This window comes from Paenibacillus jilunlii (assembly GCF_900102965.1).
Taxonomy (GTDB): domain Bacteria; phylum Bacillota; class Bacilli; order Paenibacillales; family Paenibacillaceae; genus Paenibacillus_AQ; species Paenibacillus_AQ jilunlii.
Genome location: NZ_FNGM01000002.1, coordinates 1 through 14,936, shown reverse-complemented (window position 1 = coordinate 14,936; position 14,936 = coordinate 1). Strand labels below are relative to the sequence as shown.

The following is a 14,936-nucleotide window of genomic DNA, read 5'->3' as shown; positions in this document are numbered from 1 at the left end:
GGGCTTGGTGGAAGAAAGCAGATTGCCATATTTCTGCTTCCCTACAATTCTATGAGTGATAGCTACAAAGTATGTGGTTCCAGGCTTCCAGAGCTAAACGGATTGCCGTTAACCGCCGATGTAACTAATAGGCCCACACCAGAGGGGATGGAAAGCTCCACAGGGGACTTTTGTCAACGTGCTGATATTTTTGCCAGTCCTGGGCATTCTAACATTATAAACAACAGTCCAGCCAGTCCTGAGAATCTCTGCTGTGCAATGAGTGTTCGCCACCCTAACCTGCCGTGGAAGGTAAAATGTATAAAATAATTCACTTCGCACATTTTACATGGAAAGGTGGAACTTGGACGGGAATATGATACAATATAAGGATAAGGCCCGAAAGGAGTGATTCAGCAAGTGGCTCTTCGGGTACAAAAGTGTCTAAGGGGTCCCAATGGATAGGACGTCCTTATTCTCAGCCCAAATCACGACGAACCTGCTTCACCGGCGAGACGGAATTCCTTACACCGGAATATTGTATTGGCGGATAATGCAAGCCACGTATGTGTATGGTTTCTAAACTTGCTTTTCAAGGTTACGGCGAACTTTTCATCATGCATTCTCTACAACGGAGCATTCATTTTCAATGTTTTGGGAGGGAACTGATCATGGCAAGTAAAGGTCATAACGAAGTCAAGGAAAGTCTGCGGGAAATGACACGAATTTTCCGGCCCAAAGATCCCAAGAAATTTGTAAAGGAGTACGTCCGGAAGTATCGGATTACGGGAGGCTACGAAGAGGAGCTGACCATGGTCGTGGAGCATGAGCTGGTGAGAATGAACTCATCCGTCTCCTAAACAACAGACAGGAACCGGTGCTTGCTGATTTTTGGAACAACATCAATCTGAGTAATTACATCCATGAGGATTCTCATAAACCGTGCCCAGGCGGCTTGCTGCCGGAAGCGGTTTTTTTTGTTTGTCTGCAGCCTCCGGACGGCTAATCTCCTCAAAATAGTCAAATGAATTAATATACAAAATTAGATATGTATGCGCTTTATTCATTATAGCAGACTTGCAGGTATTTGTGAAAGCGTTCTTAAATCCAGTAAGGACAAGACTTTAGTCTCCAGAAAAACAATTGTGAATTTGTTGTGAACGATTGACAAAACACCCCTTCAAACTTATATTAATAGTGATTGTTATAATTGACAGGATAATACTCTAATCTACGAAATCGGGAAAAGCGGGGTAGATCAATGATGAAAACGTGGCAGGCTGGAAAGCGGCTTCTTCCCATGACCGCAGCGCTTGGACTCATTCTTGCCGGATGCGGGCGGGAGGACCTATCGGTGCTTCGTCCTCAAGGGCCGGCTGCAGAAAGCTCGTTCGATCTGATGAAGCTGTCGATCACTATCATGATTGTTGTACTGCTGATCGTCTTTTCCATTGCAGCCTATGTACTGGTCCGCTTCCGGCGCAAACCGGATCAGAGAGAAATGCCCGAGCAGGTGGAAGGCAGCTTCAAGCTGGAAGTGCTCTGGACAGTCATTCCGCTGATACTGGTAGTTGTGCTGGCGGTTCCTACGGTAAAGGCCGTGTTTGCCGCCGGGAATGATCACTCGAACGACAAAAATGCAATTAAGGTCAAAGTGACCGGACACCAATATTGGTGGGAATTCCAGTATACCGATTACGGTGTAACGACTGCACAGGATCTGGTGATTCCTGCCGGGAAGGATATCGCTTTTGAGCTGAGCACGAAGGATGTGCTGCATTCCTTCTGGGTCCCCTCGCTCTCCGGTAAAATGGATACCAACCCTGATGGAACAACGAACCGGTTCAGTTTCAGTGCGCCAAATGAAGGCGTTTACCGGGGCAAATGTGCAGAGCTCTGCGGTCCCTCCCACGGCTTCATGGAGTTCAAGGTGAAATCCGTCAGCGAAGCGGAGTTTGAGAAATGGGTCAATTCCATGAAATCTCCGGCTGTGCTGCCTGAAGATCCGGCTCTGGCCGAGAAATTCAAATCCCAGTGTCTGACCTGCCATGCCATGGGGGATATGCCGGATATGTCGAGTGCGCCCAATCTGACCGGAATCGGCTCACGGGAATCGGTGGCTGGAATCCTGCTGAACGACGATACAGGGGTTGACGGAGCGCCGGTGCTGGAGAATCTCAAAACCTGGCTGCATGATACCCAAGGCGTCAAACCCGGCAACAAGATGCCCGACCCCAAGAAGGATATGAACTTAAGTGATGAAGAAATCGATGGAATTGCCGAGTTTTTGGCCGGCTATACGCTGGACTAGAGCTTACATTCTGCAATGGAAGCAGCATAATCGAAAAGGGGGTACGAACCTTGGCTCAAGCAGCGCAGTCCCTGAATCCATCACCGCCTTTGAGACATGACCACAGCGTGAAACGCCATACCGGACTGATGGACTGGATTACCACCGTCGATCATAAAAAGATTGCGATTTTGTACCTGTGGGCTGGAGGCTTGTTTTTTGGCATCGGCGGTCTTGAGGCCATTCTGATCCGTATCCAGCTGATCAAGCCGATGAATACCTTTCTGGATGCCCAGACCTTCAACGAACTGATCACCATGCACGGCACAACCATGATCTTCCTTGGCGTCATGCCGGTGATCTTCGCACTGATGAACGCGGTGATTCCGCTGCAGATCGGTGCGCGCGATGTCGCCTTTCCTTTTCTGAATGCGCTGGGCTTCTGGACCTTCCTGTTCGGGGGCGTTCTGCTCAATCTCAGCTGGATCATGGGCGGTGCTCCAGATGCGGGCTGGACCTCTTATACGCCTTTGTCCACCACCCAGTACAGCGGCACACATGGCGTGGATTTTTATACCATTGGGCTGCAGATAGCCGGTCTGGGGACGCTGATCGGGGGCATTAACTTTCTGGCTACCATCATTACGATGCGCGCGCCGGGCATGTCCTTCATGCGGATGCCGATGTTCGTCTGGGCCAGCTTCATTACTTCTGCGATTATCCTGTTTGCTTTTCCCGCCATTACAGTAGGGCTTGTGCTGCTGACGTTCGACCGGATTCTCGAAGCTAATTTCTTCGATACCTCGGCAGGCGGGAACTCAGTGCTCTGGCAGCATATTTTCTGGATCTTCGGTCATCCCGAGGTATACATTCTGATTCTTCCGGCCTTCGGCATCATCTCGGAAGTCATTCCGACCTTTGCGCGCAAGCGTCTGTTCGGCTACAGCTCGATGGTATTTGCCACGATCCTGATCGCCTTCCTGGGCTTCATGGTCTGGGCGCATCATATGTTCACCACCGGCCTGGGCCCGGTAGCGAACGCCCTGTTCTCGGTATCCACCATGCTGATTGCCGTACCAACCGGGATCAAAATCTTCAACTGGCTGTTCACCATGTGGGGCGGTCAGGTACGGTTTACTACCCCTAACCTGTTCGCGGTCGGCTTTATTCCCACTTTTACGATGGGTGGCGTAACCGGGGTCATGCTGGCCTCTGCGCCTGCTGATTTCCAGTTTCATGATACGTATTTTGTTGTTGCGCATTTCCATTACGTCATTGTAGGCGGTCTGGTGCTCGGCTTGTTTGCCGGGCTGCATTACTGGTGGCCGAAGATGTTCGGGCGGATGCTGAACGAAACCTTGGGCAAATGGACCTTCTGGACCTTCATAATCGGCTTCCATCTCACCTTCTTCGTGCAGCATTTCCTGGGACTGATGGGGATGCAGCGCCGCGTATTCACCTATCTGCCGAACCAGCAGTTTGATCTGCTGAATCTCATTAGTACGATCGGGGCGGGATTGATGGGTGTGGGGATGCTTATTTTTCTCACGAATATCTTCCTCACTTCGCGAAAACCGGCAGATGCGCCGGATGATCCTTGGGAAGACGGCCGCACGCTGGAGTGGACGATTTCCTCGCCGCCGCCGGAGTACAATTTCAAACAGACTCCGCTGGTGCGCGGACTGGATGCGTTCTGGAAGGAAAAAACCTCGGGCCATAAAACTATGACTCCTGCTGAGCCGGTCGGTCCGATTCATATGCCCTCGGCAACGATACTGCCGTTCCTGATGTCAGTCGGCATCTTTATTGCCGGACTGGGCTTCATGTTCAGCCGTGATGACTTCGGGAATGCGTTCATGGGCTTTATGTTCAACAATTATCTTGTTACAGCCATCGGGCTGGTGATTACCTTCGGGTCGATGCTGCTGCGGTCGCTCTATGATGATCACGGCTGGCATATCGGGCCTGAAGAGCTGGAAGGACGGTGAGCGGACATGACAACGGCACATGCTGAAGGTGCAGCGGGTAACCTTCCGCACGAACCTGAAAAGGCAACCCTGGAAGGACGCAACAAGGTGCTGGCCTTCTGGCTGTTCCTCGGCGGGGAGTCCGTTTTGTTCGGAACCCTATTCGCCACCTTCCTGGCGCTGCGCAACCAGACCAATGAAGGCCCGTCGGCGAACGAGCTTTTCCACCTGCCGCTGGTGGCGGCTGCAACATTCCTCTTGCTTGTCAGCAGTCTGACCAGTGTGTTCGCCATTCAGGCTATGCACAGGGGGAAGGTGGCGGTGCTTCGCAACTGGCTGCTGGTTACGGTATTTCTGGGGTTATGCTTTCTGGTGCTGGAAATCTACGAGTTCAGCGTATATGTAAGACATGAGGAGTTCGGTATGACCACCAGTGCCTTCAGTTCGGCGTTTTACACACTGGTTGGCTTTCACGGCGCGCATGTGGCTTTTGGCATCCTCTGGATTTCCGTGCTGATCGGACAACTGGCCCGCAAGGGGCTTACGGTCGTAACCGCGCCCAAAATTTATGTTTCGGCCATGTACTGGCATTTTATTGATGTGGTATGGGTCTTTATCTTCACCGTCGTATACCTGCTCGGAAAGGTGGGGTAACCATGGCGACAGAACAGCATCCCGCTTCAAACGGTCCAGTAAAGCACCGCCACCGGCAGGAGGGGCCGCAGCGGCATATTGTGGTATTTGTCTTCTCTGTCGTTCTGACGCTGATTGCCTTTGCGGCTGTAGCCGCCGGGGGCGTTAATGCCACATTTGCCGTGATCCTGCTGCTGGTGATGGCAGTGCTTCAGGTATTCCTGCAAATGGGCTTCTGGATGCATCTCAAGGACAAAGGGCACCTGCTGCCCATTATATTCATGCTGGGCGGCTTTTTTATCGCTGGAACCTGTATTGTGATGGCGCTCTACTGGGTATGGTGGGATTAGCGTTTGCAACGGGGCGGCGGGCGATGCCGCCTTTTTTGCGTGAGGGGAGCGGCTTGCTGCTAAATGCTCCAATAGGGGAGCCGTATGCGGGCAGGCAGCTCTATGCAGGGGGTTAACCAACTAAATTGCTTGTGGAACAAGTATACTTAATTGCAGCGTTTCAGGCGAAAGTCGAGTGTTAGTGGAACAAGTATCCTTAATTTCGCTGAAAAGTACGGATGGACGCAGTTTTGGCTGAATTAGTTATACAAATTCCACTTAGCAGTGCCAGCAGCGGGTTTGCATCAAGATTAGTGGTGCAAATTCCACTTGGCAATCACGGCTTGAGGGAAGGCCGCGCTAGTGTCAGCCGATCGGGAGCACCGCCCGCGCCCGGCCCCACCATCGCGCAGCACCGCCCGCGCCCGGCCCCGCCATCGCGCAGCACCGCCCGCGCCCGGCCCCACCATCGCGCAGCACCGCCGCGCCCGGCCCGGCCAGTCTTGGCCCCGCCAAGCCAGCCGATCTTTACGCAGTAGAGCTGTCCTATCAATCATCCCGTGCGAGGAGGCTTGGTTATCATGCTGGGATTATCCTACTTTAGCTTTGCCGAGCTGTGGAGTCCGCTGTTTCTGGCAGTCATGCTGCTGCTCACAGCCGGTTATTTTGTGCTGATAGGCCCGCTTTCCGGACGTTTCCAGGGTTCATCCCAGGTTCCGCTGTGGCGGCGGCTTTCATTCATCTTCGGCATGCTGGCCCTATATCTGGCCCAAGGCGGGCCGCTGAGTTTGCTGGGGCATATTTTGTTCTCTTTTCATATGGCGAGCATGGCCTTCTCCTACCTGGTTGCGGTCCCGCTGATTATGCTGGGCATGCCTGACTGGTGCTGGCGGGCCCTGTTGAAGAGGTATCTCCGCCCGCTGCGGCGTGTATCCTTTCTGGCTCAGCCTGTAGTGGCGGCGCTGCTGTTCAACGGATTATTTTCGCTCTATCATATCCCTGTAATCCATGATTATGTGATGCTGCATTTTGCGGTGCACCGGCTGTATTATGCTGTACTGTTCCTGACCTCCGCGCTGATGTGGTGGAATCTGATCAACCCGCTGCCGGAGCTGCGCAGCATAAACGGACTGGGCCAGATCGGGTTTATTTTTTTGAACATGGTGCTGCTCACGCCGGCTTGCGGGCTGATTATTTTTGCGGGGAAACCGCTCTATGCCACTTATAGTGATCCGCAGACCTGGGCGCGGGCGATGGGGTACTGTGTGTCCGGAAGTCCTGCGGAGCTGCTGCAGGCTTTTGGCGGCCCGGCGTTCTTCGGCTGGCTCTCCCCTAAGGTAGATCAGCAGGTGGGCGGGATCGCCATGAAGTTCATTCAGGAATTTATTTTTGCCTCGATGCTTGCTTATGTGTTCTATCATTGGTATAAAAAAGAGAACGGGCAAGACGATGCGGAGATTTCCGGGCCTTCTTCCGAGCTGGAGGAGCGTGTTTTGACCCGGGTATAGCCGGATGAACACCGAGGAGGATAATCATGGATATTTTTACAGTGTTTCCAACGATCAGCACATCTTTCATCGTGATCAGTGCGGTGCTGGTGGCTATTGGCTGGAGACTAATCATCAAGGGCAGACGCGAGGCGCACAAGAAGACGATGATTGCTGCCGCTGTTGCTGCTGTGCTGTTTTTCATCGTATATATGTCAAGAACAGTGTTTGTAGGCAATACTTCGTGGGGCGGTCCTGAGGATCTGTCGCTGCTGTATCACATTTTTCTGATTTTCCATATCGTGCTGGCAACGGTGGCAGCCGTATTCGGGATTACCACGCTGACCCTCGGCTTCAAGGCCAAGTACGCCAAGCACCGGAAATGGGGCAGAGTGACGTCTGTGATCTGGTTCATAACAGCCATTACAGGAGTTGCGGTGTATGTGCTGCTGTACATATTTTATCCGGGCGGACATACGAAGCCGGTGTGGGAAGTTATTTTGGGTGCCTGATCCAAGCCTGATGTGTTATAAAAAAGACCTGTGAGACCCGTTCCGCTTTGGAGCGTTTGGTCCCACGGGTCCTTTTTTTGCTGAAAGCTTCTATGTGCCCCGTCAGAACTGTATGCTGAAGCCGTTAAATGTATGAAGGCCTGTCCCGAATTTGACCAGATTGTTCTCACGCAACATTTGTACCGCATGCTGCACCTCGCACAGAATCTCCGGCTCAAGCCCCAATGTGTTATGCGATCCGAAAATCTTCCGTACCCCTTCTAGCTCCGCAATCCTCTCTAAAGAGCCGACTAAAACTACAGGGCTGGTAGATGGGTAGAAAGCATAGACCGGTGTGCCGTCATACAGAAGATCGCCGGTGAACAAATAGCCGTTCATTTCATCAAAAAAGGCAAGATGCCCCGGAGAATGGCCGGGGGTATGATACACGACTACTGCTCTGCCGCCCAGTTCAACAGTGTCTCCGTCCTGCAATAACCCTGTGGGCTCACCCTGATAGGGCTGATAGGTCTGCGGATCAAAGCCCTCCGGCACAGGCTGGCTGATATCCCTGCCGATATCCCGGCGGATCTGCTCAAGCGATAAGCCCTTGATGCCATGGACAAGCCAATCCAGATCTCCCTCATGCACAAAAATCCGCTCATATTCCCCATGGCTGCCGATGTGGTCTGTATGTACATGTGTGGTCAGCACATCGATCGGGAGAGTCGTTAACTGATCTGTGATGGTCCTGATGTTGCCGATTCCCAGCCCGGTGTCAATTAATGCGGCCCGGTCTTGTCCCAGCAGGAGGAAGGAATGGACCTTCTCCCAGTGTCCATACTCACTGATGGCGAAGGTGGTCTCATCGATTTGTTGTACGGTAAACCAGGGATCGTTAATCATATGAACCTCCAGTGCGTTTAGACTATGGCTTCAAAAGCAGTGAAGTCTTTGTTTCTATTAGCGTAGCATAAGGGCAAGGGTTCCCCAAGTCCCGGTTATCGTCCCGCTTTATAAATCTAGGCGGCAAACTGCTTCTCTTTTTAAGGGTTCAAGAAGAAAACGGGACTAAACTTTTGGTTGACATTGGAAATCACAGGTCATATACTGTGTATATAGATATACACAGTAAGCACACAGCAAAGCACACTATGTTTTAAACCATAAAGTGAGGTTAAAGTTCATGACAACTATAAAAGATGCTTGGGTTATTGTCCGGGGCGATTTCCGGGCCGACAAGCTGAAGCTGCTGCGGGTGCTGATTTTTGCGATCCTATTTACGGGCTATATGTCCATATTTAGCGAAATGATTATAGGTGATGTCCTGGAGTCGGGGGACGGTAAGGTACTGGCAGATTTCCTGCTGCTCTCAATGACGCCAATGCTTGGCTTCACCTTCTCCCGGCGTACAATGAAGTATTTAAGTGAGGACTCGTATACCCGGATGCTCGCTTATATGCGCAGTCTCCCGGTCCCGGCTGCTGTGGTTCTGTGCAAAAGAAAACTGCACACAGTGTTCTCCTTCACCCTGAACGGTGTGCTCTATTTCGGCCTCATTTATGCCATCAGCGGACAGATCCGAAGCGAATTGTCTGTCCCTGCTTATCTTGCTTTTGCACTAACCTGGGTCGGGTTCGCACTTATGATGACCGGGCTCTACATTTTCATTGAATTAATGGTTAGTGGTAAAACGTATTGCTGGCTTCTCCTGCTTATTATGCTCCTAAGCCTTGGCATGGCGCTGCTGGTATGGGAGGCGGGAGGGAACCTGTTCCTGTACAGCATCCGGTATGCGAAGGAATGGGGCTTCGCTTCCCCGCTGATGTGGGCGACTCTGCTGCTTGGCACTGTATCCGTGCAGCTGTTTTCCAAATGGACCATTTACCGGCTGAAGAGCCGTGATCTCGTATGAAGGGGCTGAATAGCAAGGAGGCACGCCGGCTTGCCGGAGTGTGGAAGGCGGGTGTGAATCATGTGGATACCGATACAAATTAATGAAAACAGCGCCGAGCCGCTGTACCACCAGATCGAAACCCAGCTTAAATCGCTGATTATCAGCGGAGTGATCACCGAAGGGACACTCCTTCCCTCCATCCGGGAATTTGCCGGTGAACTGAAATGCAGTGTGATCACCGTGCGCCGTGTCTATCAGGATCTGGAGAACGAGGGTCTGCTGCGGACTAGGCAGGGTACAGGCACCTTTGTCTCCCATGTAGGTGAAGGGGCGATGGAGGGATACAAAAAGGAGGCGATCCGCAAGGCGCTGGAAAATGCAGTGGATGTCGGTCTGTCGGTACAATGCTCGAAAGCGGAGCTGACGGAGCTCTTCACGGAAATTGTGAAGCACAAATATGGAGCAAAGACTTGAAAGGTGGCGTCATTCAATGGTACAGCAGGCCATAGAACTGCGTAACGTAAGCAAGAAGCGGCGAAAGGGCAAGACCATAGGCCCGCTTGATCTGAACCTCCCGCAAGGCTATATTACGGCACTGGTGGGCCAGAATGGCTCCGGCAAAAGCACAATGCTGCATATGCTTCTGCAGTTGACCTTCCCCGATGAAGGCGAAATCCGCTGGTTCGAGAGTCCCTATGCCGACGGGCTGCCGCTCGCGCTTCGCCAGCGCATTGCCTATGTGCCGGAAACCCCACAGGCTGAGGAGAAATACTGGAATGCCGCAGAGGCTGCCGAATTCCGGCGCCACTGGTATCCGGCTTGGGATCAGGGTTACTTCGAGGAGCTGCTGGCGAAGTTTGAAGTGCCGCAGGATGCCAAGCTGGGCAAAATGTCCAAGGGCGAGCGCCGCAAGTTCGAGATTGCCGCTGCACTGGCGGCCCGTCCGCAGCTGCTGCTGCTGGATGAGCCCTCCTCAGGGCTGGACCCTTTTGCCTGGAAGGCGATGATTGAGACACTGCGCAAATATATGGAAGAGACCAGCGCTACAGTGGTGATTTCGACCCATATTGTGGAGGAGGTGCGGCGGCTCGCGGATTATATTGTGCTGATGCATCACGGGCAGCTGCTCGGGATGGCCGAAAAGGACAGCTTATTTGGCTCCTGGAGCGAGATTTGGGTCCAGGTGGAGAATGAGGAAGAACTGGGGGAGCTTGCACAAGAGCTGCCGGGAGCCTTGCATTTTGCCATAGAGACGCCGGGTGTTGCCTCATTTATTACCCCGCAGGCACAGCAGAATGAGAAACGTGTCCAGGATTTGGGCGTAAAGGTTATCAAGAGCCGGATTTTGGAGCTGGATGAGATCCTGAGCTTATGGACACAGGGGCACCGCCCGACACTGATTGACCAGGAGAGAGGAGATTAGAAGAATGGAAGCTTTGAAGCTGGAACAAGTTGTGAAGCAGTATGGAGACAAGACCGCAGTAAATGGAATCAGTCTGAAGGTGGGGCCAGGGGAGATTTATGGACTGCTCGGTGCCAATGGTGCCGGCAAAACTACGACCATGCGTATGGTGCTGGGACTGATCTATCCCGATGGAGGAAAGATTCTGTATAACGGTAAACCGTTCAGCGATGAGCTGCAGCATATGATGGGATATCTCCCGGAGGAACGGGGGCTGTACCCGAAGGTTAAAGTCAGCGACCAGATTATCTATCTTGCCCGGCTGCGCGGCATGTCAGCCGGTGATGCGGAGAAAAGCCTCCGCTTCTGGCTGGAACGTTTTGACGTTCCGGAGTATTACAACAAGAAGATCGAAGAGCTCTCCAAGGGCAACCAGCAGAAGATGGGCTTTATCGCCGCAGTTGTCCATAAGCCGCAAATTCTGATCCTGGATGAGGCGTTCAGTGGTCTTGACCCCGTCAATGTGGAGCTGCTTAAGGATACCGTAAAAGAATTGCGTGACCAGGGCACCAGCATTCTGTTTTCCACCCACCGGATGGAGCATGTGGAAGAGCTGTGCCGCAATATTACAATTCTCGACCGTTCCAATACGGTCGTGCAAGGCGACATTCGTGAGATCAAGAAGGGTTATCCGCGTGAAGAAGTCGCGCTGCGGACCGTCGGCGAATTGAGCGGATTGGACAAGATTCCAGGGGTAAGCGCGGTGCAGAAGCAGGAGCGGGGGTATCTGCTCTCCATCAGCGAGATCGGTGCAGCGCAGCGTATCCTGCAACACGCGATGGCAGCCGGTGAAGTTGAACATTTTGAAATCAAGGAACCAACCTTGAACCAAATCTTTATCAGAGCGGTGGGTGAATCTAATGAATAAAATGGGGACAATTATCAGCTTTACCTTCAAAAACAAAGTAAGAACCAAATCCTTCCTGATTACAACCTTGATTCTGATTTTGCTGATCAGCATAGGCATGAATATTCCATACTTCATCAAGGTGTTCCAAGGGGATGATGGAGCCAAAGACACACAGATCGGTGTTGTAGCTGAACAGGGTAACCGTGCCGCTGAGCTCCTGCTGTCGTACGCGCCGCCGGCGACTGCAGCTGCAGATGAAGATGAAGATACGGACACCGTGGCTTTTAAGGCCTTTGCCTCGGCGGATGACGCTGCCCTGAAGCAGGGACTGGATGACGAGAAAATCGAAGGCTACCTTACTTTTGATGCCAAGGGCAGTGAAGGTGTCCCTCCGGTCACCTATCACAGCAAGGACGGAGAACTGGACAAAGACCTGAAGACTTATCTCCAGGGTGCACTGCAGCAGATCAATACGCAGCTGATTGCCGGCGATAAATTGACTCAGGAGCAGGTAGCAGCAATGTTTGCACCGGTGTCCATTGGAACCCAGCAGCTCAGTACGGATGGAAAGGACGGAGCAGCAACGGATGAATCGAAGCCGGTTATCAATTACGTTATCGTCTATGTGCTTCTGATCCTGTTCTTCATGTCCATTACCATGACCGGGAATATGATTGCGGCAGAGGTAACCTCGGAGAAAAGCTCGCGCATCATGGAGATTCTGATCACCAGCGCTTCGCCGCTAACGCAAATGTTCGGCAAGGTCATCGGGATCTTCCTGGTCGGCCTGATGCAAATTGCCATTATCTCGGCAAGTATCGCCATCAATCTGATGCTTCCGCATAACGCCAGCATATTAACTGATTTTGACCTGGATCTTGGACAATTGAATTATGGCATCCTGGTATATGGTTTTATCCTTTATGTGCTGGGATACTTCCTGTATGCCTTAATGTATGCTGCTGTAGGCTCCATTGTAAGCCGCACTGAGGACTTGGGCCAGGCATTGATGCCGGTAATGATGTGTACCTTTGTAGCCTTCTACATTCCGTTGTTTAGCATCTCTGCTCCGGACACGATGCTAATCAAGGTGGCAAGCTTTGTGCCTATCACCTCACCGCTCAGCATGGTGCTGCGGATTGGGGTAGGGGAGGTTGCCTTCTGGGAAATTGCCGTCTCGCTTGTGATTCTGCTGGCAACCACATTCGGGCTGGGCTGGCTCGCCGCCAAGATCTACCGGACCGGGGTCCTGATGTACGGCAAACGCCCAAGCATTAAGGAGATCAGAAAAGCGATGAAGGCTTATAAGATTTAAGGGAAGCAATGCTGGTGTGAGTAACCCTTCAGACTAACGGGAGCAATCCGATGGATTTCACAAGGGACTCTAACTGGAATAGGTATTGCCGGCATCGATAAGATATATTTATATGTTCGTGAAAAATAAGATTGCTTCAAAAACAGCTCCGATGAATCAGTTTTCTGCATCGGGGCTGTTTGTATTGTAAGAGAAAATAACTTAAAGATATTCTGACTTTAAATGACAAAAAATCCCATAAATAATCATATAAAATATGTTACTTATTTACTATTTACATAAAATTTAGTTGAAGTTATCCTACTAATAGGAAAAAATTAACATTTTGGGAATTGCAACTTGGTTCCGATGTGCTTAAGGAGGGATGAAAGAACAATAAGTGTACCAATGTATGTATCTCATCCTAGTCGGCTCAAGACTCTGTTGTAAAAATTTGAAATTAGAGGAGCGAGAACTGTGAAAGCAATGAAAAAACTATTTGCTGGATTGATGATGTTTACTCTGATTTTTGGTGTATCCTTTGTGGGATCGGCATTTGCCAGCGGTGATGAGGTTAAACTTATTGACTCGGATGTCAGTGTTATGTATAAAAATGGATATGTCGGATTCAGCGGAAATATTGATGTTGCTAATCTGGGACCCGTAAAAAATGTCACTGTTCATTACACCACAGATAACACAAATTGGTATGATACGACTGCGGCGTATGTAGGGCCGGCGGATGCAAACCGTGAGAAATGGCATTTCGGCATTTCCAGAACTGGTTCTTCAACAGATCATTTAGAATTGAAGGATCTGAAATTCATAAAATTTGCAATTAAATACGAAGTGAATAATCAGATCTATTGGGATAACAATGGGGGAGCGAATTATTACAATGAAGTCAATAGTTCATATCCTGTGAGTTCCGTGATTTTGGGAGCACCCAATGTGCTTAACGACAAAAGTACGCTAAGCAATGGTGAATTTAGCGGATATATCTTTGTGAAAAACCTGAATCCGACGAAAACCGTAAAAGTAGTGTACACAACAGATAACTGGGCAACGACACATGAGGCATTCGCTACTTACGGTGGCTCCGTGAATAATTTCAAGAGTGTTGAATCCTGGAACTACAGTATCAATGTTCCGGATGCCACAAATGTTAAATATGCGATTTCGTATACAACTGGCGGGCAAACGTATTGGGATAATAACTATGGCCATAATTACGAGGTCAACTAATTCATTATAAAGTGCAGTTAATAGAGGATCACAGGCGGATAATTCCGCTTTGTGATCCTTTTCTCTGTGGGGACCGTTTCCAAAAGTCGAAACCAGTTCTTCTATTCGAGTTTAAGACAATTTTTAGGTGCGTAGGAAAGCTCCCTATCTTCAGCATCATCAGTCACCGGATTTCAACTGCTAAAGGCGGTTCCAATCAAGAAATGCTTACGACAACAGCAGCTGGAAGTCCAAACATTCCCCGCAGTTACGACCATACCCCACAATGTTAAACTAAAGTTCAACTTATGTAATCGTCCTTAGTGGGAAAAAGAATCATTAATCGGGCCCATTCGGCATATGGAGTAACCTATGTGGGAAAAATGAAAGTAGAATAAAAAGTGGACACCCGTTAAGAGAGTATGAATAATGAACTTAACGAGGAGGTGCTCACATGGGTGAACAACGGCAACGGTACAATGAAAAATTCAAAAGAGAAGCGGTCAAGTATATTCAGGAACAGACGAAGACGGTGGTGGAGATTGGTGAGGAGCTGGGCATCTCCCCTGGCGTACTGCACAACTGGCTGGCAAAGTATCGGGAGTTCGGGAATGAACCTGTAAACAGTGCGGAAAAGGTTCGTGAACTCGAGCAGCGACTGTTGGAACAAGAAAAAGAATTACAGGCAAGGGCGCAGCGAATTGCAGACGTCGAAGAGGAGCTCGCCATCGTAAAAAAAGCTGTGCACATCTTCAGCAAACCAAAGAACTAAGATTTCAGTTCATCGAAGATCATCGCTCCGAGTTTCGAATGGAGAAGATGTGCAGCGTTCTTGAAGTGTCCCGGAGCGGGTACTACAAATGGCGAAGCGCTACCTCGAGTCCTCAAGCCGAGCGTAAGGCGCTGGTGCTCCAGCGGATCATCTATCATTTCAAGGATAACCGGCGACGTTATGGTAGCCCCAAAATCACCGAACTTCTGCTGAAAGAAGGGTTCACCATCAGCGAGCGGACGGTAGGAAAGTACATGCAAG

The 14,936-nt window shown here is 50.7% G+C and carries 16 protein-coding genes; 15 read left to right on the top strand and 1 reads right to left on the bottom strand.

Annotated elements, in window-relative coordinates; all coding sequences use genetic code 11:
- Positions 1-650: 650 nt before the first annotated feature.
- The 7 genes from BLQ82_RS04915 to BLQ82_RS04885 all read left to right on the top strand — a co-directional run bounded on the left by BLQ82_RS04915 (position 651) and on the right by BLQ82_RS04885 (position 7,197).
- Complete coding sequence (locus BLQ82_RS04915) at positions 651-839, top strand: hypothetical protein (RefSeq protein WP_019913840.1); 189 nt, start codon at positions 651-653, stop codon at positions 837-839.
- Between the two features lie 401 nt (positions 840-1,240).
- Positions 1,241-2,290, top strand: a complete 1,050-nt coding sequence (gene coxB, locus BLQ82_RS04910; protein ID WP_062525258.1) for a cytochrome c oxidase subunit II — start codon at positions 1,241-1,243, stop codon at positions 2,288-2,290.
- Between the two features lie 128 nt (positions 2,291-2,418).
- Positions 2,419-4,257: a cytochrome c oxidase subunit I gene (gene ctaD / locus BLQ82_RS04905; protein WP_062525331.1), complete on the top strand. Its 1,839-nt coding sequence runs from the start codon at positions 2,419-2,421 to the stop codon at positions 4,255-4,257.
- Positions 4,258-4,263: 6 nt separating this feature from the next.
- Entirely contained in the window at positions 4,264-4,890 is a 627-nt protein-coding gene (locus BLQ82_RS04900) for a cytochrome (ubi)quinol oxidase subunit III (RefSeq protein WP_062525260.1), read from the top strand.
- Between the two features lie 2 nt (positions 4,891-4,892).
- Positions 4,893-5,219 (top strand): cytochrome C oxidase subunit IV family protein, encoded by a 327-nt coding sequence (locus BLQ82_RS04895; protein WP_062525262.1) that lies wholly within the window; start codon positions 4,893-4,895, stop codon positions 5,217-5,219.
- A gap of 560 nt (positions 5,220-5,779) precedes the next feature.
- On the top strand, positions 5,780-6,706 hold the full coding sequence (ctaG, locus tag BLQ82_RS04890; RefSeq protein ID WP_062525264.1) for a cytochrome c oxidase assembly factor CtaG: 927 nt from the start codon (positions 5,780-5,782) through the stop codon (positions 6,704-6,706).
- A gap of 26 nt (positions 6,707-6,732) precedes the next feature.
- Positions 6,733-7,197, top strand: coding sequence for a DUF420 domain-containing protein (locus BLQ82_RS04885; protein WP_062525267.1), 465 nt, complete (start codon positions 6,733-6,735; stop codon positions 7,195-7,197).
- A 102-nt stretch (positions 7,198-7,299) separates the two neighbouring features.
- Here the strand turns inward: BLQ82_RS04885 and BLQ82_RS04880 are convergent, their stop codons facing one another.
- Positions 7,300-8,082 carry an MBL fold metallo-hydrolase gene (locus tag BLQ82_RS04880; RefSeq protein WP_062525269.1) on the bottom strand — a complete coding sequence of 261 codons (783 nt, stop codon included), beginning with the start codon at positions 8,080-8,082 and terminating at the stop codon, positions 7,300-7,302.
- Between the two features lie 280 nt (positions 8,083-8,362).
- On the opposite strand from BLQ82_RS04880, the gene BLQ82_RS04875 reads away from it, so the two are divergent.
- The 8 genes from BLQ82_RS04875 to BLQ82_RS04840 form a co-directional block, all read left to right on the top strand.
- On the top strand, positions 8,363-9,091 hold the full coding sequence (locus BLQ82_RS04875; RefSeq protein ID WP_062525271.1) for a hypothetical protein: 729 nt from the start codon (positions 8,363-8,365) through the stop codon (positions 9,089-9,091).
- Between the two features lie 60 nt (positions 9,092-9,151).
- Positions 9,152-9,547, top strand: a complete 396-nt coding sequence (locus BLQ82_RS04870) for a GntR family transcriptional regulator (RefSeq protein ID WP_062525273.1) — start codon at positions 9,152-9,154, stop codon at positions 9,545-9,547.
- A gap of 16 nt (positions 9,548-9,563) precedes the next feature.
- The gene (locus BLQ82_RS04865) at positions 9,564-10,496 is read left to right on the top strand and encodes an ABC transporter ATP-binding protein (RefSeq protein WP_074647873.1); all 933 of its coding nucleotides are present in this window, start codon (positions 9,564-9,566) and stop codon (positions 10,494-10,496) included.
- A 4-nt stretch (positions 10,497-10,500) separates the two neighbouring features.
- Positions 10,501-11,403, top strand: a complete 903-nt coding sequence (locus BLQ82_RS04860; protein ID WP_062525275.1) for an ABC transporter ATP-binding protein — start codon at positions 10,501-10,503, stop codon at positions 11,401-11,403.
- Positions 11,396-12,700 (top strand): ABC transporter permease, encoded by a 1,305-nt coding sequence (locus BLQ82_RS04855; protein ID WP_062525276.1) that lies wholly within the window; start codon positions 11,396-11,398, stop codon positions 12,698-12,700. Before BLQ82_RS04860 ends, BLQ82_RS04855 begins: the two co-directional genes overlap by 8 nt.
- A gap of 465 nt (positions 12,701-13,165) precedes the next feature.
- Positions 13,166-13,924, top strand: a complete 759-nt coding sequence (locus BLQ82_RS04850) for a carbohydrate-binding protein (protein WP_244280714.1) — start codon at positions 13,166-13,168, stop codon at positions 13,922-13,924.
- A 433-nt stretch (positions 13,925-14,357) separates the two neighbouring features.
- A complete protein-coding gene (locus BLQ82_RS04845; RefSeq protein WP_074647870.1) occupies positions 14,358-14,675 on the top strand; it encodes a transposase in 318 nt (105 codons plus the stop codon).
- A 47-nt stretch (positions 14,676-14,722) separates the two neighbouring features.
- The coding region (locus tag BLQ82_RS04840) for an IS3 family transposase (protein WP_208861943.1) at positions 14,723-14,936 on the top strand (214 nt) is incomplete at its 3' end.

Coding starts and splice junctions, on each gene's coding strand:
- BLQ82_RS04900 (WP_062525260.1), top strand. CDS start 4,264: ATGACAACGGCACATGCTGAAGGTGCAGCGGGTAACCTTCCGCACGAA.
- BLQ82_RS04855 (WP_062525276.1), top strand. CDS start 11,396: ATGAATAAAATGGGGACAATTATCAGCTTTACCTTCAAAAACAAAGTA.
- ctaG (WP_062525264.1), top strand. CDS start 5,780: ATGCTGGGATTATCCTACTTTAGCTTTGCCGAGCTGTGGAGTCCGCTG.
- BLQ82_RS04880 (WP_062525269.1), bottom strand. CDS start 8,082: ATGATTAACGATCCCTGGTTTACCGTACAACAAATCGATGAGACCACC.
- BLQ82_RS04870 (WP_062525273.1), top strand. CDS start 9,152: ATGTGGATACCGATACAAATTAATGAAAACAGCGCCGAGCCGCTGTAC.
- BLQ82_RS04860 (WP_062525275.1), top strand. CDS start 10,501: ATGGAAGCTTTGAAGCTGGAACAAGTTGTGAAGCAGTATGGAGACAAG.
- BLQ82_RS04895 (WP_062525262.1), top strand. CDS start 4,893: ATGGCGACAGAACAGCATCCCGCTTCAAACGGTCCAGTAAAGCACCGC.
- BLQ82_RS04875 (WP_062525271.1), top strand. CDS start 8,363: ATGACAACTATAAAAGATGCTTGGGTTATTGTCCGGGGCGATTTCCGG.
- coxB (WP_062525258.1), top strand. CDS start 1,241: ATGATGAAAACGTGGCAGGCTGGAAAGCGGCTTCTTCCCATGACCGCA.
- ctaD (WP_062525331.1), top strand. CDS start 2,419: ATGGACTGGATTACCACCGTCGATCATAAAAAGATTGCGATTTTGTAC.
- BLQ82_RS04850 (WP_244280714.1), top strand. CDS start 13,166: ATGAAAAAACTATTTGCTGGATTGATGATGTTTACTCTGATTTTTGGT.
- BLQ82_RS04885 (WP_062525267.1), top strand. CDS start 6,733: ATGGATATTTTTACAGTGTTTCCAACGATCAGCACATCTTTCATCGTG.
- BLQ82_RS04845 (WP_074647870.1), top strand. CDS start 14,358: ATGGGTGAACAACGGCAACGGTACAATGAAAAATTCAAAAGAGAAGCG.
- BLQ82_RS04915 (WP_019913840.1), top strand. CDS start 651: ATGGCAAGTAAAGGTCATAACGAAGTCAAGGAAAGTCTGCGGGAAATG.
- BLQ82_RS04865 (WP_074647873.1), top strand. CDS start 9,564: ATGGTACAGCAGGCCATAGAACTGCGTAACGTAAGCAAGAAGCGGCGA.